At 70.2% G+C, this 24,781-nt stretch carries 24 protein-coding genes; 9 read left to right on the forward strand and 15 right to left on the reverse strand.

Going from position 1 to position 24,781, the window contains the following annotated elements:
* Positions 1–54 precede the first annotated feature (54 nt).
* From ACFYW8_RS08775 to ACFYW8_RS08795, 5 genes are all read left to right on the forward strand, one after another.
* On the forward strand, positions 55–747 hold the full coding sequence (locus tag ACFYW8_RS08775; protein WP_389069334.1) for an ABC transporter ATP-binding protein: 693 nt from the start codon (positions 55–57) through the stop codon (positions 745–747).
* Entirely contained in the window at positions 744–3,023 is a 2,280-nt protein-coding gene (locus ACFYW8_RS08780) for an ABC transporter permease (RefSeq protein WP_389069336.1), read from the forward strand. The genes ACFYW8_RS08775 and ACFYW8_RS08780 overlap by 4 nt, the downstream gene beginning before the upstream one ends.
* A gap of 299 nt (positions 3,024–3,322) precedes the next feature.
* Entirely contained in the window at positions 3,323–3,685 is a 363-nt protein-coding gene (locus ACFYW8_RS08785) for a hypothetical protein (protein ID WP_389069339.1), read from the forward strand.
* A gap of 111 nt (positions 3,686–3,796) precedes the next feature.
* Positions 3,797–4,216, forward strand: a complete 420-nt coding sequence (locus tag ACFYW8_RS08790) for a contact-dependent growth inhibition system immunity protein (RefSeq protein ID WP_389069342.1) — start codon at positions 3,797–3,799, stop codon at positions 4,214–4,216.
* Between the two features lie 215 nt (positions 4,217–4,431).
* A complete protein-coding gene (locus tag ACFYW8_RS08795) occupies positions 4,432–4,725 on the forward strand; it encodes a hypothetical protein (RefSeq protein ID WP_365868959.1) in 294 nt (97 codons plus the stop codon).
* A 286-nt stretch (positions 4,726–5,011) separates the two neighbouring features.
* Here ACFYW8_RS08795 and ACFYW8_RS08800 read toward each other — a convergent pair whose 3' ends face one another.
* Positions 5,012–6,340, reverse strand: coding sequence for a class I SAM-dependent RNA methyltransferase (locus ACFYW8_RS08800; RefSeq protein WP_389069344.1), 1,329 nt, complete (start codon positions 6,338–6,340; stop codon positions 5,012–5,014).
* Between the two features lie 190 nt (positions 6,341–6,530).
* Positions 6,531–8,579 (reverse strand): APC family permease, encoded by a 2,049-nt coding sequence (locus ACFYW8_RS08805; protein WP_365869009.1) that lies wholly within the window; start codon positions 8,577–8,579, stop codon positions 6,531–6,533.
* 425 nt (positions 8,580–9,004) lie between these two features.
* Here ACFYW8_RS08805 and ACFYW8_RS08810 point away from each other — a divergent pair, with 425 nt between their 5' ends.
* Positions 9,005–9,676 (forward strand): potassium channel family protein, encoded by a 672-nt coding sequence (locus tag ACFYW8_RS08810; RefSeq protein ID WP_389069347.1) that lies wholly within the window; start codon positions 9,005–9,007, stop codon positions 9,674–9,676.
* Entirely contained in the window at positions 9,676–10,356 is a 681-nt protein-coding gene (locus tag ACFYW8_RS08815) for a TrkA family potassium uptake protein (RefSeq protein ID WP_261707696.1), read from the forward strand. Before ACFYW8_RS08810 ends, ACFYW8_RS08815 begins: the two co-directional genes overlap by 1 nt.
* A gap of 191 nt (positions 10,357–10,547) precedes the next feature.
* Here ACFYW8_RS08815 and ACFYW8_RS08820 read toward each other — a convergent pair whose 3' ends face one another.
* From ACFYW8_RS08820 to ACFYW8_RS08855, 8 genes are all read right to left on the reverse strand, one after another.
* Positions 10,548–11,315 carry a DUF3159 domain-containing protein gene (locus tag ACFYW8_RS08820; RefSeq protein WP_389069351.1) on the reverse strand — a complete coding sequence of 256 codons (768 nt, stop codon included), beginning with the start codon at positions 11,313–11,315 and terminating at the stop codon, positions 10,548–10,550.
* A 3-nt stretch (positions 11,316–11,318) separates the two neighbouring features.
* Positions 11,319–11,717 carry an OB-fold nucleic acid binding domain-containing protein gene (locus ACFYW8_RS08825; RefSeq protein ID WP_261707694.1) on the reverse strand — a complete coding sequence of 133 codons (399 nt, stop codon included), beginning with the start codon at positions 11,715–11,717 and terminating at the stop codon, positions 11,319–11,321.
* Positions 11,718–11,854: 137 nt separating this feature from the next.
* A complete protein-coding gene (locus ACFYW8_RS08830) occupies positions 11,855–12,538 on the reverse strand; it encodes a response regulator (RefSeq protein ID WP_365869012.1) in 684 nt (227 codons plus the stop codon).
* Complete coding sequence (locus tag ACFYW8_RS08835) at positions 12,535–15,078, reverse strand: ATP-binding protein (protein ID WP_389069354.1); 2,544 nt, start codon at positions 15,076–15,078, stop codon at positions 12,535–12,537. The genes ACFYW8_RS08830 and ACFYW8_RS08835 overlap by 4 nt, the downstream gene beginning before the upstream one ends.
* Positions 15,079–15,294: 216 nt before the next feature.
* Entirely contained in the window at positions 15,295–16,515 is a 1,221-nt protein-coding gene (locus ACFYW8_RS08840) for an alginate lyase family protein (protein WP_389069356.1), read from the reverse strand.
* A gap of 263 nt (positions 16,516–16,778) precedes the next feature.
* Positions 16,779–17,543, reverse strand: a complete 765-nt coding sequence (locus ACFYW8_RS08845; RefSeq protein ID WP_261707690.1) for a DUF3710 domain-containing protein — start codon at positions 17,541–17,543, stop codon at positions 16,779–16,781.
* A 1-nt stretch (position 17,544) separates the two neighbouring features.
* Complete coding sequence (gene dut / locus ACFYW8_RS08850) at positions 17,545–18,039, reverse strand: dUTP diphosphatase (protein ID WP_365869015.1); 495 nt, start codon at positions 18,037–18,039, stop codon at positions 17,545–17,547.
* A 41-nt stretch (positions 18,040–18,080) separates the two neighbouring features.
* Entirely contained in the window at positions 18,081–18,665 is a 585-nt protein-coding gene (locus ACFYW8_RS08855) for a PaaI family thioesterase (RefSeq protein WP_365869016.1), read from the reverse strand.
* 58 nt (positions 18,666–18,723) lie between these two features.
* Here ACFYW8_RS08855 and ACFYW8_RS08860 point away from each other — a divergent pair, with 58 nt between their 5' ends.
* On the forward strand, positions 18,724–19,200 hold the full coding sequence (locus tag ACFYW8_RS08860) for a DUF3093 domain-containing protein (RefSeq protein WP_389069362.1): 477 nt from the start codon (positions 18,724–18,726) through the stop codon (positions 19,198–19,200).
* A gap of 499 nt (positions 19,201–19,699) precedes the next feature.
* On the opposite strand, the gene ACFYW8_RS08865 is transcribed toward ACFYW8_RS08860, so the two are convergent.
* From ACFYW8_RS08865 to ACFYW8_RS08880, 4 genes are all read right to left on the reverse strand, one after another.
* Positions 19,700–20,620 (reverse strand): hypothetical protein, encoded by a 921-nt coding sequence (locus tag ACFYW8_RS08865; protein ID WP_389069365.1) that lies wholly within the window; start codon positions 20,618–20,620, stop codon positions 19,700–19,702.
* Between the two features lie 13 nt (positions 20,621–20,633).
* Positions 20,634–20,930 carry a DUF4193 domain-containing protein gene (locus tag ACFYW8_RS08870; RefSeq protein WP_003997302.1) on the reverse strand — a complete coding sequence of 99 codons (297 nt, stop codon included), beginning with the start codon at positions 20,928–20,930 and terminating at the stop codon, positions 20,634–20,636.
* A gap of 394 nt (positions 20,931–21,324) precedes the next feature.
* On the reverse strand, positions 21,325–22,548 hold the full coding sequence (locus tag ACFYW8_RS08875; protein ID WP_389069368.1) for a sensor histidine kinase: 1,224 nt from the start codon (positions 22,546–22,548) through the stop codon (positions 21,325–21,327).
* 6 nt (positions 22,549–22,554) lie between these two features.
* The gene (locus ACFYW8_RS08880) at positions 22,555–23,208 is read right to left on the reverse strand and encodes a response regulator transcription factor (RefSeq protein ID WP_103549594.1); all 654 of its coding nucleotides are present in this window, start codon (positions 23,206–23,208) and stop codon (positions 22,555–22,557) included.
* Between the two features lie 416 nt (positions 23,209–23,624).
* Here ACFYW8_RS08880 and ACFYW8_RS08885 point away from each other — a divergent pair, with 416 nt between their 5' ends.
* Entirely contained in the window at positions 23,625–23,798 is a 174-nt protein-coding gene (locus ACFYW8_RS08885) for a hypothetical protein (protein WP_365869020.1), read from the forward strand.
* A gap of 164 nt (positions 23,799–23,962) precedes the next feature.
* Here the strand turns inward: ACFYW8_RS08885 and ACFYW8_RS08890 are convergent, their stop codons facing one another.
* Positions 23,963–24,778 (reverse strand): inositol monophosphatase family protein, encoded by an 816-nt coding sequence (locus ACFYW8_RS08890; protein ID WP_389069374.1) that lies wholly within the window; start codon positions 24,776–24,778, stop codon positions 23,963–23,965.
* Positions 24,779–24,781: the final 3 nt, after the last annotated feature.

Genomic DNA, 24,781 nt, shown 5'->3' on the forward strand with positions numbered 1-24,781 from the left:
CAGCACATCGCCAAGTACCGGGCCCAGGCTGACCCTCTGGGCCCGGTCGCTTCTTTGGGGGAAGCCATCAGTACGTCAGAAGTCCTTTCCGCCAAGGGTGTCGACCTCTCCTACGGCAAGCACCCGGCCGTCAGCGACGCCCACCTCTCGATCTCCCGAGGGGAGGTCACGGCCATCACCGGACAGAGCGGTTCGGGGAAGTCCTCGCTGCTGTACTGCCTCGCCGGAGTGCTGCCTCCAGCGCGCGGACAGGTGCGGTTCGAAGGGCAGTCGCTCGGCGATCTCACCGACGACGAGCTCAGTACGCTGCGCCGTGAACGCTTCGGTTTCGTCTTCCAGTACGGCGAACTCCTCCCCGAACTGACCATCGAGGAGAACACCGCCCTGCCACTGCGTCTGGCCGGACAGCGCAAGCGGCCCGCGCTCGCGACCGCGGGCGAGGTCCTGACCCGGCTCGGACTCGGCGAACTGCGCGAGCGCCGCCCGTCGCAGGTGTCGGGCGGTCAGAGCCAACGCGTCGCCGTCGCACGGGCCCTGGTCCACCGCCCGGCCGTCGTGTTCGCCGACGAGCCGACCGGATCCCTGGACAGCGCCAGCGCGTCCGCCGTACTGAAAGAATTTCTCGATCTGGCGCGCTCACAGGGCACCGCCGTCATCCTGGTCACCCATGACCCCGCCGCCGCCGCGAAGGCGGACAGCCACTACACGATGTCCGACGGAGTCCTCACCCCCCGGGAGGCGGCGTGAGGGAGTTCCAGCTCGGTCTGCGACTGCTGTTCGGCGCCGGCCGCGGCAGCCGCGTACGTTTCTTCCTCATGGCGGCCGGCGGCTCCCTCGGAGTCTGCTGCCTCGCCCTCGTCCTCACCATCCCGCAGATCCTCGACGCACACGACAGCCGCGCCGCCGCGCGACAGCCGCAGACCGCTTCCGCGCAGCCCGCGGGTTCCACTCTGCTCCTCCAGCGCACCGACCCCTACGGCTCCGAGGCGTTCACCCGGGTGTTCATCGCCAAGGGGACCAAGAGCACCGACAAGGTCCCGCCAGGGCTGAAGGAACTCCCTGACCCGGGCGAGGTGTTCCTCTCCCCCCGCGCGCACGACCTGCTGCGTGACCAGCCCGCGGCCAAGGGACTCCTGCCAGGCCACGAGAGTGGCCTGATCGGCGCGGCAGGTCTCGTCGGCCCCGACGAGCTGTTCGCCTACATCGGCACGACACGCGACAAGATCGCCGACGAGGGCCGCGCCCTGAAGGGCTGGGGATACTCCTACGCCCCCTCCCCCGCCGTCGAACCCTCGACCCTGACCTACATCCGCTTCGCCCTGGGAACACTGGTCCTGCTCCCCCTCGGCATCTTCCTCTCCGTCTGCGCCCGGCTCTCCGCCGCCAGCCGGAACCGCCGCCTCGCCTCCCTGCGTCTGCTGGGCCTGAGCACCAAGGGCACCCAGCGGGTCAACGCCGCCGAAACCGTCGTCGCCGCCCTGCTCGGCGCGATTCTCGGCCTGGGCGAGTACTGGGTCCTCAACCAGCTGATGACCCGGACGGGACTGCCCGGTCTGAGGTGGTACCCCGCCGATGGCGCGCTGTCCACGACGACCGTCGCCACGTGTCTGATCGGCTGCCCGCTCCTCGCCTGGTTCACCGGCCGTGCCGGCGCACGCGATGCCGCCGCCAGTCCACTGGCGGTACGCCGCAGCGCCGCACCCGAACGCCCCGCCAAGTGGGGCGCCCTGCTCCTGCTGACCGGCCTCGGCATCGTCGTCGGCTACTGCGCCACCGGCTTCACCGACCACCCCGCCGACAGCCTCGGCCCGAACGCCCTCCTGATACCGGCAGGCATTCTGCTGACCGGCCTGGGGCTGGTTCTGACGCTGCCCCTGATCTCCTACGCCCTCGCCCGCCGACTGGCGCGGACCACCCAGTCCCTCACCCTGAACCTGGCGATGCGCCGCAACGAGGTCGAGCCGGGCAGCACCATGCGGGTCGTCACCGGCCTCGTGCTGCTCGTCTTCTCCGCCTCCCTCGCCCAGGGCGTCCTCATCCAGCTGGAGCAGATCACCCGGCCGTCCGCTCCCGTGCAGGACTACTCCATCCCCCTTTCATCGCTCACCACACGGCAGCTGCACGAAGTCGCCGGCCTACCGGGGGTACGCGCGCACGCGCTGACGATGGAATCCTGGACCGTCCCCGATGGTTCCGCCGACCAGCCCTGGGCCAGCGCCGTCGTCGCCACCTGCGACCAGCTGACCAGGCTGGTACGGCACTCCGAGGGCTGTGTGGACGGCAAGGTGATGCGGCTCAGTGACCCGAACGTCGGCTCCGGCCAGGAAGCGCGCCCTGGCGACACCGTTCCCTTCCGTATGCAGGAGGGCGGTCGTGGCAAGAACCTGAACATCAGACTTCCGCGCGACGCCATCTCCTACAGCGCGTACGACCCGTCGGCGGTCCTCGGAGCGGACGTGCTCATCCCGCCGTCGGCACTGCCCGCCACGGCCCGTCCGAAGGGGGCGCGCTACGTCCTCACCAGCAGCTCCGACCATGACGGGGTCCGCAAGGTCCTCGACGGTATCGCCGCCGTCGCCCCGACCACCGAAGTCGAACCCATCGGCGTGAACATCGAGGGCTTCCAGCAGATCGCCGTCCTCAAGACCCTGCTCGCCGTCGGCATGATCATGGGTCTGGTCATCGGGACCGCGGCATTCGTCGTCTCGGCGACCGACCGGGCGGTGGAGCGGCGCGCGCAGGTCACCGCCATCACGCTGATCGGAGCACGGGCCCGGACGATGCGAGCCGTGCAGTGCGTACAGGTCGTACTCCCCTTGAGCATCGGGCTCGCGCTGGCGCTCGTGACGGGCAAGCTCGCCGAGTCCTGCTATCTGGTCACCGGGGAAAGCGAGACCTACTGGGACTTCGCCGGCGTCCCGGTGCTCGCGCTCGCGGCAGCGGGCGTGGCGGCCGCCTCCGCCGTCGGCACACTCCCGCTCGCAGGACGGCGCATCGACCCGGAACTGATCCGCCGCGACTGACCGCATGCGCTCGGCCGCCTGCGGTTCACCGGCTCGGCCTGCTCCGCGTCGAGCAGGCCGAGCCGACCGCGCAGGACTCCGGCGACGAGTGCCGCAGCGGTTGGCACGCCACCGTCCAACTGGACACCCGCAACGGCCGGTTGTCCTCGATCATCGACACCGGCAAGGACACGCGCCGGGCGGCGGTGCCGAGTCGATCGACGTGGACCCGGTCACCTTCGCCGGAACCGAGATCGACGACCGCGTGGACGGCTCGACCCCGCCGCCCCGGCGCCCTGCACCCCAGAGAGGTCCGATCCATGATCCGCCGTTACGACGAACATCACCTCGAGGCGCTCGGCGCCCAACTGCACCTGCCCCTGACCGAACGGGTCTGCCCGCTCTGCGGCCACGCCGCGCTGCGGGACTACCACCACGAGAAGTACGGCCGGACCGAACCGTCATGGATCAACTACCTGTGGTGCGGCGATTGCCACGCCTACTCGTCGTCCTTCACGGGCGCCGGCCGCAGGATGGTCAACAGCGACCCGCTCCTCGCGGAACACGGCGACCGGATCGCCGAAGTCTTCCGCGACCCCGAGCGCCTGCTCAGGATCCTCGACGGCTACTGGAAGGCAGGGAGTCTCCCGCAGGCGATCTCCCGCCGCCCCCGTGCACGCTGAGCCGGCGGCATTCCCTTCCCGGCGGTCCTGAGGGCTTCGCCTCGCAGGACTTGATCTACTCCAGAAGAAACGCCTCCGCGCCGCAGCGGCGGAGCACGAGAGGATCCGACGATGCCCGAAGACTTCGACCGCCGTAGCTCCCTCGAGGAGTTGGAGGGCCTGCGCTGGCCGGTTCCTCCCGCGGACACGACCCCCATGGTCCGGAACGTGTACGAGCTGCGGCGTCGGCCGGTCGCGACCCTGGAACCGCACGAACTGGCCCGGCTGATCGGGCAGGACGTGGGGCTGCCCTGGCTGCTGCCCCTGGCCGTGGACATTCTGCGGGACACCGCGCCGGGGCGAGCCGAGGGCGGCCGGTTCGACGACGACCTGCTGTACGCGGTCATCAGCAGAAGGCCGGAGGTCTGGGCCGCGGCCCCGGGGCCGGCTCACGCGCTCAGGGAAACCGTCGCCGTCCTGACCGACGTCTCGCGCTACGTCCGCCAGGACATCGACGCGTTCCTCTCGGCGCTACCCGGAGACGACGCCTGACCGCGAGGCACTACCGAGCACCCTCCGCTCCGGCGAGGGAGGAATCGGCCGACCACTCCGCAGGGCAACGGTCCGATGAACGGCACCACGCCCCGCCGGCCATCACCCGGCGCGGCCTCGACCCGTACGGCAAGGCGCGGGACCCTGCACCGAACGGTCGGGCCGACAACCACGGCTCACTGCGCACGTCGGCCGACGCGACCCTGGAGGGGGAAATGATGTTGGAGGACAACCCCGAGTTGGCGGAAGTCGTGCGAAAACTGATCGACGTCTTTCCCGACGGGGTCGACGACGATGACCACTACCCCCTCCTGGTGATCCTTTCCCGCGAGTTACCGGAAAGGAACCTGGGCGTGGCCCTGCACGCGGCCTTCGGCCTGGATCCGCACGTCGCCCGAAACGAAGCCGCCGATGCCTGCACCGGCAACAAGCCTTCCCGGCGAAGGATCGAGGACTTGCGAGGCCGTATCGCCGCGAAAGGCTGGTCCACCGTCGAGGACGAGGACTGACGTGACGCTGTGCCGCGACCTCCGGCCCGAGGTGACCTGACCGGTCGGGCGCCGCGGCCGACGCCGCCACCCGGCCTTCCTCGCGGCGCCCCGCAGGACCCGAGAAACGACCTCACCCAGGACTCACCACCGGGTGACCCGGGCAAGGTTCCGAGCACCCCGACGACGAGGTCTCCGAGGGAGACCTCGCGAACATCATCGATCTCGGTTCGCCGCGGCAGCACCCGAGCAGGGGCCTGCGCACGTACGCTCTCCGCCCGGAGTGCGCGCAGCAGGAACCAGCGGCTCAGAGGCCCTTCGCGACCTTCTCCAGAATCGCCACGCACTCCACGTGGTGCGTCATCGGGAACAGGTCGAACGCCCGCAGCGTCCGCACCTTGTAGCCGCCGTCGCGGAAGTACGCGATGTCGCGGGCCAGCGCCGCCGGGTCGCAGGCCACGTAGGCGATCTTTCGCGCGCCCAGCGACGACAGGTGTTCGACCGTCTTCTTGCCGGCGCCCGCGCGGGGCGGGTCCAGGACGATGAGGTCGACCTCGGAGATGCCGGTGCGCGGAAGGACCGCCTCGACCTTGCCCTGCTCGATGCGGACGCGGTCGAAGGCGGCGAGGTTGTGCCGGGCGTCCTCCACCGCGCGCTTGCCCGACTCGATGCCGAGGACCGCGCCCTGGTCGCCGATCCGGTCCGCGAGGGCGCCCGCGAAGAGGCCGACACCGCAGTACAGGTCGAGCGCCATGTCGCCCTTGCGCGGCAGCAGACCCTGCATGACCGCCTTGACGAGGGTGTCGGCGGCCATCGGGTGGACCTGCCAGAAGCCGCCGCTGCCGACCCGGTAGGTGCGGCCGTCGGCGCGCTCGCGCACGAACGCGCGGCCGTGGACGCGGTGGATGCCGCCGTCCTGTTCGGCGACCCGCATCACGGAGACCGGCTTGTCGAGCTCGACGAGGGGCAGGCGGGCGCCGGGGCGGGGCTCCAGGATCACCATGCGGTCCTGGGAACCCGTCGCGGCGATCGCCTCGACGGCCTCCATACCGGACCAGTCGCGGTCCTCGATGCCGAGTTCCGTGACGCCCGGGGCGGCGATCATGCAGCGCTCGACGGGCTCGACCTCGTGCGAGCGGTGGCGGCGCAGTCCGGCGTTGCCGTCCGGGTCGACCGCGTACTGCACGCGCGTGCGCCAGGCCGGGACCTCGCCCGGGGGCAGCTTGTCGCCCTCGGCGGGCATCACCGTGCCGTCCCAGCCGGCCTCCTCGGGCGTGAGGCCCGCGAGGCGCAGCAACTGCTCGGCGACGACCTCGCCCTTGAGCCGGCGCTGAGCACCGGGCTTGGCGTGCTGCCAGTCGCAGCCTCCGCAGCGGCCGGGGCCCGCGTACGGGCAGGGTGCCTCGACGCGGTCCTTGGAGGCGTCGACGATCCGCACGGCGTCGGCGCGCAGGAAGCGCGCGCCCTCCTCGCCCTCGGTCACCCGGGCGACGACACGCTCACCGGGCAGGGCGTGCCGGACGAAGAGGACCTGGCCCTCGTCCGTCCGGGCGATGCAGTGCCCGCCGTGTGCCACGGGGCCGATCTCGACCTCGTACTCTTCCCCCACCAGCGACTTCTTCGGTTCTGCCTGCATGGTGGGGTGACTCCAGATGAGAAGGGGGATACAGCCGGACAACAGCCCACCAGTCTACGTGCTTCCGGCGTGCTTCCCGCGCCCGTCGGTTTCCGGGCTGTGCCGCCCTCGGGCCCGTCAGACCTTCCGGCCGTCTCCTTCGGCCTGCCGGACCCCGCGTCCGCGGCGCGATCGGCCGGACAGGTCCTGGCTAGACCTTCGGACTGTGCTCCTTGTGCCGCTCGTGGGCCGGTCCCCGGCGCACCGCACCCGGCGCGTTCCAGTCCTGCCGCTTGCGGGCACGCAGCTTCGCGGCCTCGGAGGACTCCAGCTGGTAGGGCACGGAGGTGACCATGACGCCCGGTGTGAAGAGCAGCCGGCCCTTGAGGCGCAGGGCGCTCTGGTTGTGCAGCAGGTGCTCGTACCAGTGGCCGACCACGTACTCGGGGATGATCACGGAGACCGCGTCGCGCGGCGACTCCTTGCGCAGGCCCTTCACGTACTCGATGACCGGCCGGGTGATCTCGCGGTAGGGCGAGTCGAGGACCTTCAGCGGTACGTCGATGCCGCGCCGCTCCCACTCGTCGCGCAGGGCCTTGGTCTCGCCCGGGTCCACGTTGACGCTGAGCGCCTCAAGCGTGTCGGAGCGCAGCAGCTTGGCGTAGGCGAGGGCGCGCAGCGCGGGGCGGTGGATCTTGGAGACCAGTACGACGGAGTGGACGCGGGAGGGGCGGACGCTGTCGTCGGACGGTCCCTCGGGGGCGGCCAGCTCCTCCGAGACGCGGTCGTAGTGCTTACGGATCGCGGTCATCGTCGCGTAGAAGATCACCATGCCGAGCAGGGCGACCCAGGCGCCGTGCGTGAACTTGGTGACGAGGACGACGACCAGGACCAGTCCGGTGAAGAAGGCGCCGAAGGTGTTGATCGCCCGGGAGCGGACCATGTGGCGCCGCTTGGCCTGGTCGGTCTCGGTGGCCAGATGGCGGTTCCAGTGGCGGACCATGCCGGTCTGGCTGAGAGTGAAGGAGACGAAGACGCCGACGATGTAGAGCTGGATGAGGCGCGTCGAGTCGGCCCCGTAGATGATGACGAGCATGCTCGCGGCGCCGGCCAGGAGCACGATGCCGTTCGAGAAGGCCAGGCGGTCTCCGCGGGTGTGCAGCTGGCGCGGCAGGTAGCGGTCCTGGGCGAGGATCGAACCGAGCAGCGGGAAGCCGTTGTACGCGGTGTTCGCGGCCAGGAACAGGACGAGCGCGGTGGCGGCGGCCAGCACGATGAACAGGAAGCTGCCCTTGCCGAACACGGCCTCGGCCACCTGGGAGATCACCGGGTTCTGGACGTACCCGGCACCGACCGCCACGCCGTTGTGGATCAGGTCCGTGGCGGGGTTCTCGGCCATGCGCACCTTGGTGGTCATGGCCAGGGCGATGATGCCGCAGAACATGGTGACGGCGAGCAGGCCCATCGCCGCGAGCGTCGTCGCGGCGTTCTTCGACTTCGGTTTGCGGAAGGCGGGGACACCGTTGGAGATCGCCTCGACGCCGGTGAGCGCCGCACAGCCGGACGAGAAGGCGCGCAGCAGCAGGAAGACGAGGGCGAAGCCCGCGAGCCCCTGGTGCTCGGCCTTGATGTGGTACTCGGCGGTCGGCGCGTGCATGCTGTCGCCGAGCACGAGTCCGCGGAACGCGCCCCAGGCGATCATGATGAAGACGCCCGCGACGAAGACGTACGTCGGAATCGCGAAGAGCTTTCCGGACTCCTTGACTCCGCGCAGGTTCATCAGCGTGAGCAGCACGATGACGGCGACCGCGCAGGCCACCTTGTGCTGCACCACGAAGGGAACCGCCGAGCCGAGGTTCTCGATGCCGGAGGCGATGGAGACGGCGACCGTGAGGACGTAGTCGACGAGCAGCGCGCTGGCGACGGTGAGACCGGCCCGCGGACCGAGGTTGGTGGTGGCGACCTCGTAGTCGCCACCCCCGCTGGGATACGCGTGCACGTTCTGGCGGTAGGACGCGACCACCGTGAACATCAGCACGACGACCGCGAGCGCGATCCAGGGGCTGAAGTGGTAGGCCGACACGCCCGCGATGGAAAGGACCAGCAGCACCTCGCCGGGCGCGTACGCCACGGAGGAGAGCGGGTCGGATGCGAAGACGGGGAGGGCAATGCGCTTCGGCAGGAGCGTTTCGCCCAGCCGGTCACTGCGCAGTGCGCGCCCGATGAGGATCCGCTTGGGCACGTCGGTCAGTTTGGACACAACAGGGAATCGTAAGGGTTCGAACTGGCGGGCGCCCACCCGCCGTCCCACTTCGGCACATCATCTGCTCTCCGGGTGAAATCGGGGCGGTCTCCGGCTGCGGATTCCGCGGCCCGGGAGCTCCACGTGTCTATATGACAAAACCCCTCTACCTCACCACCCTGGAGGACCCATGCACCTGAGCGCGGAGTTCGTCGGCGCCGCCCTCGGACTGATCGGCCTCGGAATCCTCACCCGCGCCAGTGTCCGCAGCATCACACGGCGCTGAACCCCTGCCTTCACCGGCGTTCCCACGACGTTCCGCGAAAAACCGCAGGCGAACCTGCGCAAGGGTGCCCCCGGCCGACCGCGCCTGTGTAGCTTGGGCGGCGGTCTGAGACCCTGTTTAGCCTGAGCCGTAACCATTCACATGCGGAAGGACGGTCGTGCACATCGTCATCATGGGCTGCGGAAGAGTGGGTTCCGCGCTTGCCCAGAACCTGGAGCAACAGGGGCACACGGTCGCCGTGATCGACCAGGACCCCACCGCTTTTAGGCGGCTGGGCTCCGGGTTCGGCGGCCGTCGTGTCACCGGAGTCGGCTTCGACCAGGACACCCTGCGCGAGGCGGGCATCGAGGAGGCGGGCGCGTTCGCGGCGGTCTCCAGCGGTGACAACTCGAACATCATCGCCGCCCGGGTGGCCCGCGAGATGTTCGGCATCGAGAACGTCGCCGCCCGCATCTACGACCCGCGCCGCGCCGAGGTCTACCAGCGCCTCGGCATTCCGACCGTCGCCACCGTCCGCTGGACGGCCGACCAGATGCTCCGCCGGCTGCTGCCCTCGGGCGCCGAGCCGCTGTGGCGCGACCCCACGGACGGTGTGCAGCTCGCCGAGGTGCACGCCTCCGTCACGTGGGTGGGCCACAAGATCAGCCGCCTCCAGGACGAGACGGGCGTACGCGTCGCCTTCCTCACCCGGCTGGGTGAGGCGGTCCTGCCCACCTCGCAGACGGTGTTGCAGGAGGGCGATCTGGTGCACGTGATGATGCGCACCGACGAGGTGGACAAGGTCGAGGCGTCGTTCGCCAAGGGCCCTGAAGACGAGGCGGGTCACTGATGAGAGTCGCCATTGCCGGTGCCGGTGCCGTGGGCCGCTCGATCGCGGGCGAACTGCTGGAGAACGGCCACGAGATCCTGCTGATCGACAAGGCGCCGACCGCCATCTCGGTCGAGCGCGTACCGCAGGCGGAGTGGCTGCTCGCCGACGCCTGTGAGATCACCTCCCTGGACGAGGCGGCGCTCCAGCGCTGCAACGTGGTCATCGCGGCCACGGGGGACGACAAGGTCAACCTCGTGGTCTCGCTGCTCGCGAAGACCGAGTACGGGGTACCGCGGGTCGTCGCCCGGGTGAACAACCCCAAGAACGAGTGGCTGTTCAACGAGTCCTGGGGCGTGGACGTCGCCGTCTCCACCCCGCGGCTGATGTCGGCCCTCGTCGAGGAGGCCGTCAGCGTCGGCGACCTGGTTCGGCTGCTCCGCTTCAGCCACGGCGACGCCAACCTCGTCGAGCTGACCCTGCCGCCGGAGTCCGCCCTGGCGGGCACGACCGTCGGCGACGTCGCGTGGCCGGAGGACACCTCGCTGGTGACCATCATCCGCGGCACCCGCGTCCTGACCCCCTCACGGGAGGACTCCCTGGAGGCGGGCGACGAACTCCTCTTCGTGGCCGCCCAGGCCCGTGAGGAGCAGCTGGAGGACCTGCTGTCGGTGCGCCGCGACACGAACGCGACGAGCTAGCCGTCCAGCCGTTCTTCCCTGTCGGCCTTGTCGGCGGTAGGGCGAGAGACGGTACGGCGAAGGGGGCGCCCGGAGATTCTCCGGGCGCCCCCTTCGCCGTGGACCGGTCGTGGGTTCGTCATGGACCGGTCGTGTCCGTCGTGGACCAGTCGTCCTCTGGCGCCCTCATGCGTCCTCAGGCGTTCCGGGGCTTACGCCTCGCGGCGGTGCCGGGCCGGGGCCGCAGTCTCGCCGCGCTCCGTCGCGAGGGCGGCCTTGCGCTCCTTCTCGGCCTGCTCCTCGGCCTCCATCTCCGCGAACACGTCGATGGGCGGCGGCGCCTTGGCCAGGAAGACCCAGGTGAGCCAGACGGCGAGCAGGAACGGCGGGATCTTCAGGGCGATCAGGACCCAGCCGAACTGGGTGGTGTCGCCCCACCAGTAGAGCGGGAAGAGCACCGCGCACTTGGCGAGCAGGATCAGGCCCCAGGCCCAACTGGCCTTCGTGTACGCCTTCTTCCGGCCGGGGTTGCGGGTGCGCCAGGAGAGGTTCTCCTTGAAGACCGGGCCGAGCATCAGGCCGATCAGCGGCACGCCCACGAGGGTCGTGACGATGTAGGCGACGGCGAGCCCGAGCGTGTAGAGCATGCCCGGCAGGTAGAAGTCCTTCGCGTTGCCCGTCATCATCGCGAAGACCACACCGAAGGCGACGCCGAAGACACCGCTGAAGGCGTGCTTCACGGTGTCGCGCCGCACCAGGCGGACCGCGACGAGCAGCAGGGACACCGCGAGGGCGGCGATCGCCGACCAGTGGAGATCCTTGTTGATCGTGAAGATGGTGACGAAGAGCAGGCCCGGCACCACCGTTTCGACCATGCCCCGCACGCCGCCGAACGCCTCGAAGAGTGCGGCCTCGGTCACCGCCCGCGCATCCCGCTGGGCGTCCTGGGCGTCTTCGGTCGGCTTGTCGAGCGACGTCACCGGCTACTCCCGTCCGAGGGGTCTGAGTTCGTACTTCGGATTGAACAACACCCTACGGCCCCGGCTCATCGAGATACGGCCCGAGGCGATCAGCTTGCGTCCGGGCTCGATGCCGACGATGGAGCGGCGGCCGAGCCAGACCACGTCCAGGGCGGCCGAGCCGTCGAACAGCTCGGCCTCCAGGGCCGGGACACCGGCCCGCGGCCGCAGAGTGACCGTGCGCAAGGTACCAGTAACGGTGACTATCTGCCGGTCGTGGCAGTCACCGATACGGGTGCATCCCGCGGTCGCGGCGTCCTCCCGCAGCTCCTCGGACTCCAGGTCCTCCTGGGACGAGGAGAGCCGGTCCATCATGCGCCGGAAGCGGCCCGCCGGCTTTTCGGAACGAGGGACAGCACTCATACCGAAAGCGTACCGGGGGGCGCTGACAGCTACGTACCCGCGGCACCGTCACCCGGACCGGGCACGAACCCGGCCCGGTCCGAGGGTCACCCACCCCTCGAACCGGCGCACACCGTCACACGCACGGGTGTCACGCGTCACCGCTCGAACCGGTACCCCATCCCCGGCTCGGTGATGAAGTGCTTCGGGTGCGAGGGGTCCGCCTCGAGCTTGCGGCGGAGCTGGGCCATGTAGACCCGCAGGTAGTTCGTCTCCGTCCCGTACGACGGCCCCCAGACCTCCTGGAGCAGCTGCTTCTGGCCGACCAGGCGGCCCGTGTTGCGGACCAGGACCTCCAGCAGGTGCCACTCCGTGGGGGTGAGGCGGACGTCGCGCCCGTCGCGGTGCACCTTCTTCGCCGCCAGGTCGACGGTGAACCCCGCGGTCTCCACGATCACGTCGTCCCCCTCGCCCCCGGTGGGCTCCGCGCGGCGGACGGCGGCGCGCAGCCGGGCGAGCAGCTCGTCCATGCCGAAGGGCTTGGTGACGTAGTCGTCGGCGCCCGCGTCGAGGGCCTCGACCTTCTCGTCGGAGGAGTGCCGGGCGGACAGCACCAGGATCGGCACCCGGGTCCAGCCGCGCAGCCCCTTGATCACCTCGACGCCGTCCATGTCCGGGAGGCCGAGGTCGAGCACGACGACGTCGGGGTGACGGGCGGCGGCGAGCTGGAGCGCGGTGGCTCCGTCGGGGGCCGCGTCGACCTCGTACTTACGTGCCTTCAGGTTGATCACAAGCGCTCGGGTGATCTGCGGCTCGTCGTCGACCACGAGGACCCGGGTCATGAGGCCTGCCTTTCTGCCACTGCTGATCGGGCGGCCAGGTCGGGCCGGCGGTCCACCGCCCGTACCGTGAGCACCATGGTGAGTCCGCCGCCGGGGGTGTCCTCGGCGGTGAGAGTGCCGCCCATCGCCTCGGCGAAGCCGCGGGCGACCGCGAGGCCGAGGCCCACGCCGGTGCCGCGCGGGGCGTCTCCGTAGCGCTGGAAGGGCGCGAATATGCGGTCCTTGGCCTCGTCCGGGACGCCGGGGCCGCGGTCCACGACGCGTACCTCCACGCGGTCGGCGATGGCGCTCGCGGCGACCAGGACCCGTTCGTCGACGTGGCTGTACTTGACGGCGTTCTCGACGAGGTTGGCGACGGCGCGCTCCAGGAGCCCGGCGTCGACGGCGACCATCGGCAGGCTCTCCGGGATCTCCAGGTCCACGCTGTCCTCGGGGACGCCGCCGAGCGCCATCGGGACGACCTCGTCGAGGTCGATCTCGCGGATCAGCGGGGTGACGGTCCCGGTCTGGAGCCGGGACATGTCCAGCAGGTTGCCCACCAGGTGGTCGAGGCGGTCGGCGCCGTCCTCGATACCTTCGAGGAGCTCGGCCCGGTCCTCGTCGGACCAGGCCACGTCGTCGGAGCGCAGGGACGACACCGCCGCCTTGATCCCGGCGAGCGGGGTGCGCAGGTCGTGGCTCACGGCGGCCAGCAGGGCGGTGCGGATGCGGTTGCCCTCGGCCAGTTCGTTGGCCTGGTCCGCCTCGTGCTGGAGGCGCTGGCGGTCCAGGACCACCGCGGCCTGCGCGGCGAAGGCGGCCAGCACCCGGCGGTCGGAGGCGGGCAGCACCCGTCCGGACAGGGCCAGCGCCATGTGGTCCCCGACGGGCATGTCGACATCGGCGTCCTCGGGGCGGGTCGAGGGCGTCGGCCCGACGCTGCCCGCACACGTCCACGGGTCGACGTCTCCCGCCCGCTCCAGGAGCGCTACCGACTCCATCCCGAACGTCTCCCGGACCCGCTCCAGCAAGGCCTCCAGGCTGGTCTCGCCGCGCAGCACACTGCCCGCCAGGAAGGAGAGGATCTCCGATTCGGCCCGAAGCCGCGCCGCCTGGTGGGTGCGGCGGGCCGCGAGATCCACCACCGACGCCACGGAGACGGCGACGCCCACGAAGATCACGATGGCGACGATGTTCTTCGGGTCGGCGATGGTCAGCCGGTGCAGGGGCGGTGTGTAGAAGTAGTTCAGCAGCAGGGAGCCGAAGGCCGCCGAGGCGAGGGCCGGGAGCAGGCCGCCGAGCAGGGCGGCCGCGACCGTCACCGCCAGGAACAGCAGCATGTCGTTGGCGAGGCCGAGGTCGATGGTGTTCAGCAGGAGCGCCATGACCACGGGGCCGCCGATCCCGACCGCCCACCCCCAGATGATCCGGGAGCGCCCGAGCCGTGCCCCGCGCGCCACCGGCAGACCGCGCCCCTTGGCGACCTCTTCGTGGGTCACGATGTGGACGTCCAGGTCGGGGCCGGACTCCCTGGCGACGGTGGCGCCGACGCCCGGCCCGAAGACGTACTGCCAGGTCTTGCGGCGGGAGGAGCCGAGCACGATCTGGGTCGCGTTGACGCCGCGCGCGAAGTCCAGCAGGGAGGCGGGTATGTCGTCACCGACCACATGGTGGAAGGTGCCGCCGAGGTCCTCCACGAGGGTGCGCTGGACGGCCAGCTCTTTCGGCGAGGCGGAGGTGAGCCCGTCGCTGCGGGCGATGTAGACGGCCATGACCTCGCCGCCCGCGCCCTTCTCGGCGAGCCGCGCGGCGCGCCGGATCAGTGTCCGCCCCTCGGGACCGCCGGTGAGCCCGACGACGATCCGCTCGCGGGAACCCCAGATCTTGGAGACCCGGTGCTCGCTGCGGTACTCGGTCAGGTACTCGTCGACCCGGTCGGCGACCCACAGCAGCGCGAGCTCGCGCAGGGCCGTGAGATTGCCCGGACGGAAGTAGTTGGAAAGGGCGGCGTCGACCTTGTCGGGCTTGTAGATGTTGCCGTGCGCCATCCGGCGGCGCAGCGCGGGCGGCGACATGTCGACCAGCTCGATCTGGTCCGCCCGCCGCACCACCTCGTCCGGCACGGTCTCGCGCTGCCGTACGCCCGTTATCGACTCGACGACATCGCCGAGTGACTCCAGGTGCTGGATGTTGACGGTGGAGACGACGTCGATGCCCGCGGCGAGCAGTTCCTCCACGTCCTGCCAGCGCTTGTCGTTGCGGGAGCCGGGCACATTGGTGTGCGCCAGTTCGTCCACCAGGGCGACGGCCGGGGCGCGCCGGAGCACGGCGTCGACGTCCATCTCCGTGAAGACGCCGCCGCGGTATTCCAGCTCCTTGCGCGGTACCTGCTCCAGACCGTGCAGCATCACTTCGGTGCGGGGCCGGTGATGGTGCTCGACGAACGCCACCACGCAGTCCGTCCCGCGTTCGACGCGGCGATGCGCCTCGGAGAGCATCGCGTAGGTCTTGCCGACGCCCGGTGCCGCACCGAGGTAGATCCGAAGCTTGCCGCGTCCCATGAGCTCTATTGTCTTCCTGTCACCGCTGTGTACGCAGCGTCGACCTTACGGCCAGGATTCCCGGCGAAAGGGACGATCGTCCGGCCGGGGAACGTCTTTGACGCAACCCTGATGCCCGCACGATCTCGCGGCCGCGTCATGGGTGGACCGGGCGCCGGTATCGCGACCGGACGCCCGGTCCCTCGATGGTTCATCGGACGGGACCCCCGCTTCGGTTCACGCGGGATTGTCGCCGTGCGTCAGCGTCTCCCACGCCACGAAGAGGTTGTTGCTGCCTGCCGGACGGTTCTGCTGGGTGAGCGTCTGGGTGTTGGTCATCGCGATGCCCAGGCGGTTGTGCAGCGCGTTGTAGCCGACCTCGGTCACCGGGCCGAGTCCGAGGTTCAGCGATCCGCCGCACAGCCAGCCCGGCACCGCCGTGCCCAGCTGGTACTTCGACTGGAAGCCGAGCGCCTGCCGCAGCCGCTCGCCGACGTCGGTGCCGTACAGGTCCTGCCCCTGGACACGGCTGGTCTCGGCGATGTGCGAGATGGCCGAGATGCCGTACCCGGTGTGGGTGAGGTCGCGGCAGGTCTCCTGGGTGAGCCCGGTGACGAAGGTGGACTGCCCCTGCCAGTAGCTGACGATCTTCGCGGTGGTGTCGAGGTTCTGGCTCGGCACGGTCTTGGGCACGGCGCCGTCGGTCGAGAGGTAGACGTACGCCGCGGTGCGCGTCCGGAACCTCGCCATGGCCTTGTCGTACGACGTCCTGTCCTCCAGGAAGACGGAGATGCCGACGGCGGCCTCCGTCATCGACAGTTCCCAGTTGCCGTTGGAGTTGGAGCCGTTGATGATCTCCGGCAGGTAGACGTCGCGCAGCATGGTCGCGAAGCGGCCGGAGTTCGCCCAGGAGCCGGTGTAGGTGTACTTGATGATCTCGGCAGCCTTGGGCCAGGAGGAGCCTGCCCAGCCGGTCTGCAGGGGCGCGTTGCTGTTGGTGTGCGCCTTGATCACCGCGGACCAGGCGTCCATGAGCTCGATGGCCTTCTTGGCGTAGCGGTCGTCGCGGGTGACGTACCAGGCGAGGGCGTCGGTGTACGCGGCTATCGCGTCCTCGCGCTCGTCGGTGCAGCCGTAGTTCGGGTTGGAGTACGAGCCGCACTCCACGGTCGCCCGGGGTGTGGGGGTGCGCGTCAGCGAGGCGTACTTGCTCGCCATCATCTGGTCGTAGGCGCCCTTCCAGGGCTGGGCGCCGGCCAGGACCTCGGTGCGGGCGAAGTCCAGCTGTCCCCTGGAGACGGTGACTCCGGGGTGGACGAAGGTGGCGGGCGCCGCTTCGGCCCGGTGCGCGCCGGGCCAGGACAGGAGGGTGGCCACGAGTGCGGTGGTCGCGGCGGCGACGGTGACGAGGAGAGCGGGGCGCCGTCTGCGGCGATGCCGAGTGGGGGTGGCGGACATACAGAGCCATCCGTTCTTGTATGTGAATTACACATGGGATACTGAACAGCTGCACTGGCCGGTGACCATAGGTACGGACCAGGCTTCCGTCAAGGTCTGAAGAAAGACCCGCTGCTCAACTGTCGTTCACATACAAGAACTTGGCGTGTGTGCGCCCGAAGGAACCCGCACACAGGAAAGGGCCGCACCCCCCTGGGGATGCGGCCCGCCTGTTGTCCGCTGATCCGTCCACCGCGCTTCGGCGATCTCCGGTTGTCCGTCCACTAGTGGACTTCGGTGATCTCCGGTCCACGCTGCAGCTGTCCCATGCCTCCGGAGAAGCGGGAGCCGCTCTGGTCCTCCTGCTGAACACCCTCGGGGACCATCTGCGCATCGTTGGGCAGCTTCAGGACGATCGGGTCGCGCGGGGCCATCGGGCCCTCACCGCGGACGACGACCGTGTCCCGGAAGATCTGCTCCAGCAGTCCCGCGGCCTGCGGCTGCACCGCGCCCTGCCCGGAGATCACTCCGCGCAGGAACCAGCGGGGGCCGTCCACGCCGACGAACCGCACGACCTGGAAACCGCCCGTGCCGTCCGGCAGCTGGACCGGTACCTGCGCCCGCAGCTCCCAGCCCAGCGGGCCCTCGACCTCGTCGATGACACCGCCCTGCTGGGTGATCCCGGAGGCGATCTCCTCGCGCACCTCGCCCCAGATGCCCTCGCGCTTGGGAGCGGCGAAGGCCTGGAGCTGCACGGCGCTGTCGTTGACGACGACGGTCGCCGCGACGATCGCGTCGCCCGCGACCTCGACCCGCAGCTCCATGCCGTCGACCCCGGGCACGAAAAGACCGCCCAGGTCCACCCGGCCCTCGGCCGGATCACGGACCTCTTCACTGTCCCAGGGCCCGTCGGGACGCGGCTCGGGTTCGAGCCTCACACGCTCGCGCTCCCCGTCCTCGTCCGCCTCAGTGTCGACGCCGTCGACGACCTGCTCGGCCTCGCCCGCCGCGTCCTCGGCGGCACTGCCCTTCTTGCGACGTCCGAACACGTCACTGTCCTTCCCGGTCGGATACGACCGACGCGTATCGATTCCCACCCGTTGTGCTGTCCACGGCGGCATGACCGCCGGTGGACCCGAAGCCCCCTGCGGCCCGCGCCGAGTCGGGAAGTTCCGCCACCTCCTGGAAGCGAACCTTCTCGACTTGCTGGACGACCAGTTGAGCAATCCGGTCGAAGCGCTCGAACCGCACGGACTCGCGCGGATCGAGATTCACCACGATCACCTTGATCTCCCCACGGTACCCGGCATCCACCGTCCCCGGGGCATTCACGAGGGCGACGCCGCAGCGGGCGGCCAGGCCGGAACGCGGGTGCACGAAGGCCGCGTACCCCTCGGGCAGCGCGATGGACACGCCCGTCGGCAGCACGGCCCGTTCACCGGGCTCCAGCTCGCGGCTCTCGGTGGTGCGCAGATCGGCTCCGGCGTCACCGGGGTGCGCGTACTCGGGAAGCGGGACGTCCGGATCCACTCGCCGGATCAGCACAGCGACTTCTTGACGGGGCTCACGGGCCCCAGGACTACGGGTCACGGGTTCACCTCGAAGGCACGCGCTCGCCGGATCTGATCCGGGTCGTTCATGGCGGCCCGGATCTCGTCCGGCCGGCCGTTGTCGATGAAGTGGTCGACCTTCACCTCGACGAAGAGGGCGTCTGCGGTGACCGCGACGGGCCCGTCGGGTCCGCCGATCCGCCCGGTGGCGGTGCAGTAGATCTTCCGGCCGGCCACCGCGGTGACCTCGGCCTCCAGATAGAGCACGGTGTCGACGGGTACGGGGCGGCGGAAGTCGGTCTCCAGGCGTCCCGTCACGGCGATCGTCCGCAACAGCCAGTTCAGCGATCCGAGCGTCTCGTCGAGCGCGGTGGCGAGAACGCCGCCGTGCGCCAGACCGGGGGCTCCCTGGTGCACCGGCCGCACGGTGAACTCCGCCGTGACCCGGACCCCGTCGCCCGCGCGGGCCTCCAGATGGAGTCCGTGGGGCTGCTCCCCGCCACACCCGAAACACTGTCCGTAGTGTGCTCCGAGGAGCTCTCCGGGGGCGGGCGCGTCGGGGTGCCGCACCGGCGCGACGGCGTCGGCGGGAGGCGTCAGAGCTGCGGAAGTACCACTCACAGCCGCAGACCTTACCCGCGCGTCCACCAAGTCTTCGCACCGTGCCAAGCTTGGCCTCATGCAGCTCTCCGCCTCCCCGTACGAAGAACGCCTCACCGCACCCCGGTCGTGGTGGCTGATCAGCTTCCTGGTCGGGATCGCGCTGGCCCTGGTCTTCCTCCCGTTCGGCACGCTGCCGATGCTCGGAGCGCTGGTCGGCGGCACCGCGTTCGCGGGGGTCGCGGCCAGTGCGTACGGCTCGATCCGCATCCGTGTGGTCGGTGACTCGCTGATCGCCGGCGACGCCAGGATCCCGGTGTCGGCCCTCGGTGACACGGAGATCCTGGACCAGGAGGAGGCGCGAGCCTGGCGCACCTACAAGGCCGACACCCGTGCCTTCATGCTCCTTCGCTCGTACATCCCCACGGCGCTGCGCGTCCAGGTGACCGACCCGGCGGATCCGACGCCCTACCTGTATCTGTCGACGCGGGAGCCGGAGCGCCTGGTGGCCGCCCTGGAGACGGCACGTGCAGCCGCCCGACAGGCGAAGAACTAGAACTCGAAACACATAGCTACGGGCTACGGGCTACGGGCTACGGGCTACGGGCTACGGGCTACGGGCTACGGGCTACGGGCTACGGGCTACGGGCTACGGGCTACGGGCTACGGGACAGTGTTCGGATCACGCCGCGGACGTGGGTTCGACACGCCCTCGCACGGCATTGCAAGGCAAGGCAAGCAAGGCAACGCACCCGAGCGCCGCACCCGCGGGACCCACCGAAGTCACCGGTGGCGTTCCTCCGCTGGATCGCCCAGCCTCCTGCCGTGCCACAGACGCGAGCGTGCCACGCACCCCGCCCGCGGGGACCGGGTGCCACGCACCCCGCCCGCGGGGACCGGGTGCCACGCACCCCGCCCGCGGGGACCGCTCGGCCCCTTCACCCCGCCCGGCGGGCGCGCAGTGGCCGAGCCGGGCCACCGGCGAGGGAAGCCTCGGCCGAGCGCGGACGGACCTCGCGGGCGCCGGCCACGCGAACGGCCTCCGTGAACAGGCCTCAGTGCCCCAGGTCCGGTGAGATCTCCGGGATCTCTCCGATCCGGACCGGATCCGTCGGCTTCTCCAGCGGTGGCAGCTCCGGCAGCGCCTCCCACGGCACCTGCATCTTGCGCAGGTCCTTGCGGATGTGGCCCGCCACGCGTTTGGTGTCGCGGCGGTTCATCACCGCGCCCACGGCCGCGCCGACCATGAAAGGCATCAGGTTGGGCAGGTCCCGAACCGTTCGCTTCATGATCTGCTGGCGCAGCTCGCGCTTCATCCGGCCGCCCAGCGCGGCGTCGATCGTGAGGGGCTTGGCCACGTCGATTCCGCGCTCGCCCGACCAGGAGCTCAGATACGCGGTGCTCCGCTGTTTGAGGTTGCCCGGTGGACGCAGGCCGTAGACCTCATGGAGTTCGGCGATCAGCTTCAGCTCGATCGCGGCGACGGCGGTGATCTCGGCGGCCAGCTCCGTGGGCATCGCGGGCGGCACCGGCAGCATCGCGGCGGCGCCGATTCCGGCGCCGACGGTGGACGTCGCGGCGGCGGCGCCCGTGACGAGCTTGTCCGCGAGCTCCTCGGGGCCGAGGCCCGGGAACTGTCTGCGGAGGGTGACGAGGTCCCTCACGGGAACCCGCGGGGCGATGTCGATGATGCGGTCGGTGACATACGCCAGGCCCGCCCTGGCCCGGACACCGCTCTTCGTGACGCCCCTCCGGACCCCGTCGCGGACAGCCGCCGCGCGACGCCTTGCGGCGGGCGCGGGAGTGTCCGTGGGGGCCGTCAGGCCGTCTGTGGCGCCCGCTCGGTCGAGCGAGGCTGATCCCTGTTCGGAAGAGCCCCGCTCGTCGTCACGCACGCCTTCAGGGCCCGTGAAGGACCCTTCGTCCGCCGCCCCGGAGGGGAGGCGGCGCTTCCAAGGTGGGGTCGAGCCAGTCACGGCCGACCCTGCCTCAGTCGCAGTCGCGGCAGATCGGCTGACCGTTCTTCTCGCGGGCCAGCTGGCTGCGGTGGTGCACCAGGAAACAGCTCATGCAGGTGAACTCGTCCTGCTGCTTGGGCAGCACCCGGACGGCCAGCTCTTCGTTCGAGAGGTCCGCACCGGGCAGCTCCAGGCCTTCTGCGGCCTCGAACTCATCTACGTCGACGGACGAAGTCGACTTGTCGTTCCGGCGAGCCTTCAGTTCTTCAAGGCTGTCCGAATCGACGTCGTCGTCGGTCTTGCGCGGGGTGTCGTAATCCGTTGCCATTGTCGCTCTCCCCCTCTGGGTGTCTTCGGTGTCTCCAGCGCTGGTAACGCGTGAGAGGCCGGACTTGTGCCCGACCCGAGGCGGAGATTTTGCCTCACATCAAGGTCTGTTACTCAATCGACACCCAACCGGACCCCTCGAAGGTGATCGGCTTGGATGGCGATGCGGACCGTACACGGTCCTGAGGCCGCACTTCAAAGGCGTCCCACCGTGTACTTCCCGTGATCAAGACCCCCGAAAACCCGGATTTTCCCGGCTTTCCGACAGCTTGCATGATCACGGAGAGTAGATGGGCAGGAAATCGCCCTTGTGATCGATCACACACGGGTCACCCGGATGGGTGACCAGAAAATTCAGCGCAAAGCGAACATCGTCGCGTGTCCGCGACATGGTCTCAGATCGGAAGGGTGACGCGCATCACGAGCCCACCCCCTTCGCGGGGGTGACCGACGATGTGGCCTCCGTGAGCGCGGGCCACCGACCGGGCGATCGACAGGCCGAGGCCCACACCCTTGTCGCTGCCCGTGCGCTCCGTGCGCAGCCGCCGGAAGGGCTCGAAGAGGTTGTCGACCTCGTACGCGGGAACGACCGGTCCCGTGTTCGACACCTCCAGGACCGCCCGGCCGTGCTGTGTGCCGGTCGTGACCTCGACCCAGCCGTCCTTCGGCACGTTGTACCTGACGGCGTTCTGGACGAGGTTCAGGGCGATCCGCTCCAGGAGGACACCGTTGCCCTGGACGACCACCGGGGACCGGTTCCCGCGGATCTTCACGCCCTTGGCCTCGGCCTCGGCGTGGACCTGGTCGACGGCCTGCGAGGCGACCTCGGCGAGGTCCACCGGCTTCCGCTCGACGATCTGGTTGTCGCTGCGGGCGAGCAGCAGCAGGCCCTCGACGAGCTGCTCGCTGCGCTCGTTCGTGGCGAGCAGCGTCTTGCCCAGCTGCTGCAGCTCCGTCGACACCCCCGGATCGGAGAGATGCACCTCGAGGAGCGTGCGGTTGATCGCGAGCGGGGTGCGCAGTTCGTGCGAGGCGTTCCCGACGAACCGCTGCTGCGCGGTGAAGGCCCGCTGCAGTCGCTCCAGCATGTCGTCGAAGGTGTCCGCGAGCTCCTTCAGCTCGTCGTCCGGGCCGTCCAGCTCGATCCGCCGGGACAGGTCGGAGCCGGCCACCGCTCGCGCGGTGCGGGTGATGTGGCCGAGCGGTGAAAGGACGCGGCCCGCCATCGCGTAGCCGAACGCGAAGGCGATGATCGCGAGGCCGAGCAGGGCCAGCAGGGAGCGGCTGAGCAGGTCGTCCAGTGCGTGCTGGCGCTGCCGGTTCACGCACTCGTACATCGCGTGGTTGAGCTCGTCCCCCGAGGGGAGGTTGCAGGTGTTGCTGCCGACCTGCCCTGAAATGATCTTGAAGGGGAGTTCGCTGCCGACGTTCAGCGCCTGCGCCGCGAGCAGGTAGATGATCGACAGCAGCAGGATGCCGGCGATCAGGAACATGCCGCCGTACAGCAGCGTGAGCCGTATGCGGATCGTGGGGCGCAGCCAGGGGAACGGAGGCTCCGCCCTTCTGGGGTCCCAGGTGGGCTTCGGAGGCGCCGCGGGCGGCGCGGGGGTGGTGGCCACGGTGGATCAGATCCTGTACCCGGAGCCGGGCACGGTGACGATCACGGCGGGCTCGCCGAGCTTGCGGCGCAGCGTCATGACGGTCACGCGCACGACGTTGGTGAACGGGTCCGTGTTCTCGTCCCAGGCCTTCTCCAGGAGCTGCTCCGCGGAGACGACGGCGCCCTCGCTGCGCAGCAGCACTTCCAGGACGGCGAACTCCTTGGGAGCGAGCTGGACCTCCTTGCCGTCGCGGAAGACCTCGCGGCGGTTGGGGTCGAGCTTGATCCCGGCACGCTCCAGGACCGGCGGCAGCGGCACGCTCGTACGACGTCCGAGGGCACGCACGCGTGCGGTCAGCTCGCTGAACGCGAACGGCTTGGGGAGGTAGTCGTCGGCGCCGATCTCCAGGCCCTCGACACGGTCACTGACGTCGCCCGACGCGGTCAGCATCAGCACGCGCGTGGGCATGCCGAGCTCGACGATCTTGCGGCAGACGTCGTCGCCGTGCACGAGCGGGAGGTCGCGGTCGAGAACGACCACGTCGTAGTCGTTGACCCCGATGCGCTCCAGCGCGGCCGCGCCGTCGTACACGACGTCGACGGCCATGGCCTCCCGGCGCAGTCCGGTGGCCACCGCATCGGCGAGCAGCTGCTCGTCCTCGACGACGAGTACACGCACGTCGCTTGTCCTTCCTCTGTCCACCGGCGGGGCACGTCTCAGGGCACCACGCGGGCAGGTCCGTCACGGATGAGAGCTCCATCCTGCCCGTTTCGGCCATAAACCGGCTGTAAGACGGGGAGAAGGCGCCAGGGAAGCCCGTCCCGGGGACCGGGAATGCCAGATTTTCTCGTCGGGTTGAGGTTTCCACGGAAGAGAGCGGGGGGAGGACGGTTTTACACCCCGCGATCACGCTCTGCATGTGGCAAGCCACATTGTGGTACGTCCAACCGCTTCCGCAGAGCGGGCGTGGGTGTCCGGCACCGTCGCCGCCCAGACCGGGCAGCGCTGGGCACCCCTTCAGAGACGTGATCGCCCCTTCCCATCGGCACACCCCCGTGCCACCCGACCCACGACCCAGGACGAGGGGGCGCAGCATGGACGCATTCACCGCAGGACTTCTGCAGCGCATAAGGGCGACCGAGTCCGACCTGACGCGGGCTCGCGAGACAGGCGACGACTTCCTCGCGGAGGTGGAACAGGCCGAGCTGGACGACCTGCACCGCCTTGCCCAAGAGCACGGTGTGGAGGTCGGCGCCGCGCGCGTCTGACCAGTACGCACCAGAGCGGGGCCCCGGTATCGATCCAGTACCGGGGCCCCGCTCCGTGCTCGCTCCCGCCGTATCTGTCCTACGGCGTCTCGGTCCTACGCCGTCTCGCTCATCCGCCGTCGGTGGCCGGTGGTCCGCCGTCGGCCGTGCCGTCAGTCGTGCCGTCAGTCGTGCCAGGCACCGAAGTCCTCCAGGAGGCGCTGGAGGGGCCCGAAGACGCCCGGGGAGGCGGCGACCGTGAGCTCGCCCGCGGGGCGCTCTCCGGAGCGTCCACCGGTCACCGCGCCCGCTTCCCGGGCGATCAGGTCCCCCGCCGCGAGGTCCCAGGGGTGCAGACCCCGCTCGTAGTAGCCGTCGAGGCGGCCGGCCGCGACGTCGCACAGGTCGACCGCCGCCGAGCCGGAGCGCCGGATGTCGCGCACCAGCGGGATCAGTCGCTGGGCCACGTCGGCCTGATGCGTCTTGACCGCGGTGACGTAGTTGAAGCCGGTCGAGACGAGGGCCTGGTCGAGCGGCGGCGACGGGCGGCAGGCCAGCCGGCGTTCGCCGACCCAGGCGCCGGAGGCCCGGGCGCCCCGGCCGCGCACCGCGTGGTACGTCTCGCCGCGCATCGGTGCCGCCACGACGCCGACGACGGTCTCGCCGTCCTGTTCGGCCGCGATGGACACCGCCCAGGTCGGCAGCCCGTAGAGGTAGTTGACCGTGCCGTCGAGCGGGTCGACGATCCAGCGGATGCCGCTGGTGCCCTCGACGGCGGCGCCCTCCTCGCCGAGGAAGCCGTCACGTGGGCGGTGCTCGGCGATCAGCGTGGTGATCAGCTTCTCGGCGGCGATGTCCATCTCGGTGACGACGTCGATCGGGCTGGACTTGGTGGCGGCCACCGCGAGGTCGGCCGGGCGGCCATCGCGCAGCAGCGCGCCCGCGCGGCGGGCGGCCTCGTGCGCGAGCTGGAGGAGTTCGGTGTGCAGAGGCTCGGTCACGGG

Origin of the sequence: Streptomyces sp. NPDC002742 (assembly GCF_042888885.1) — a bacterium.
Lineage (GTDB): Bacteria > Actinomycetota > Actinomycetes > Streptomycetales > Streptomycetaceae > Streptomyces.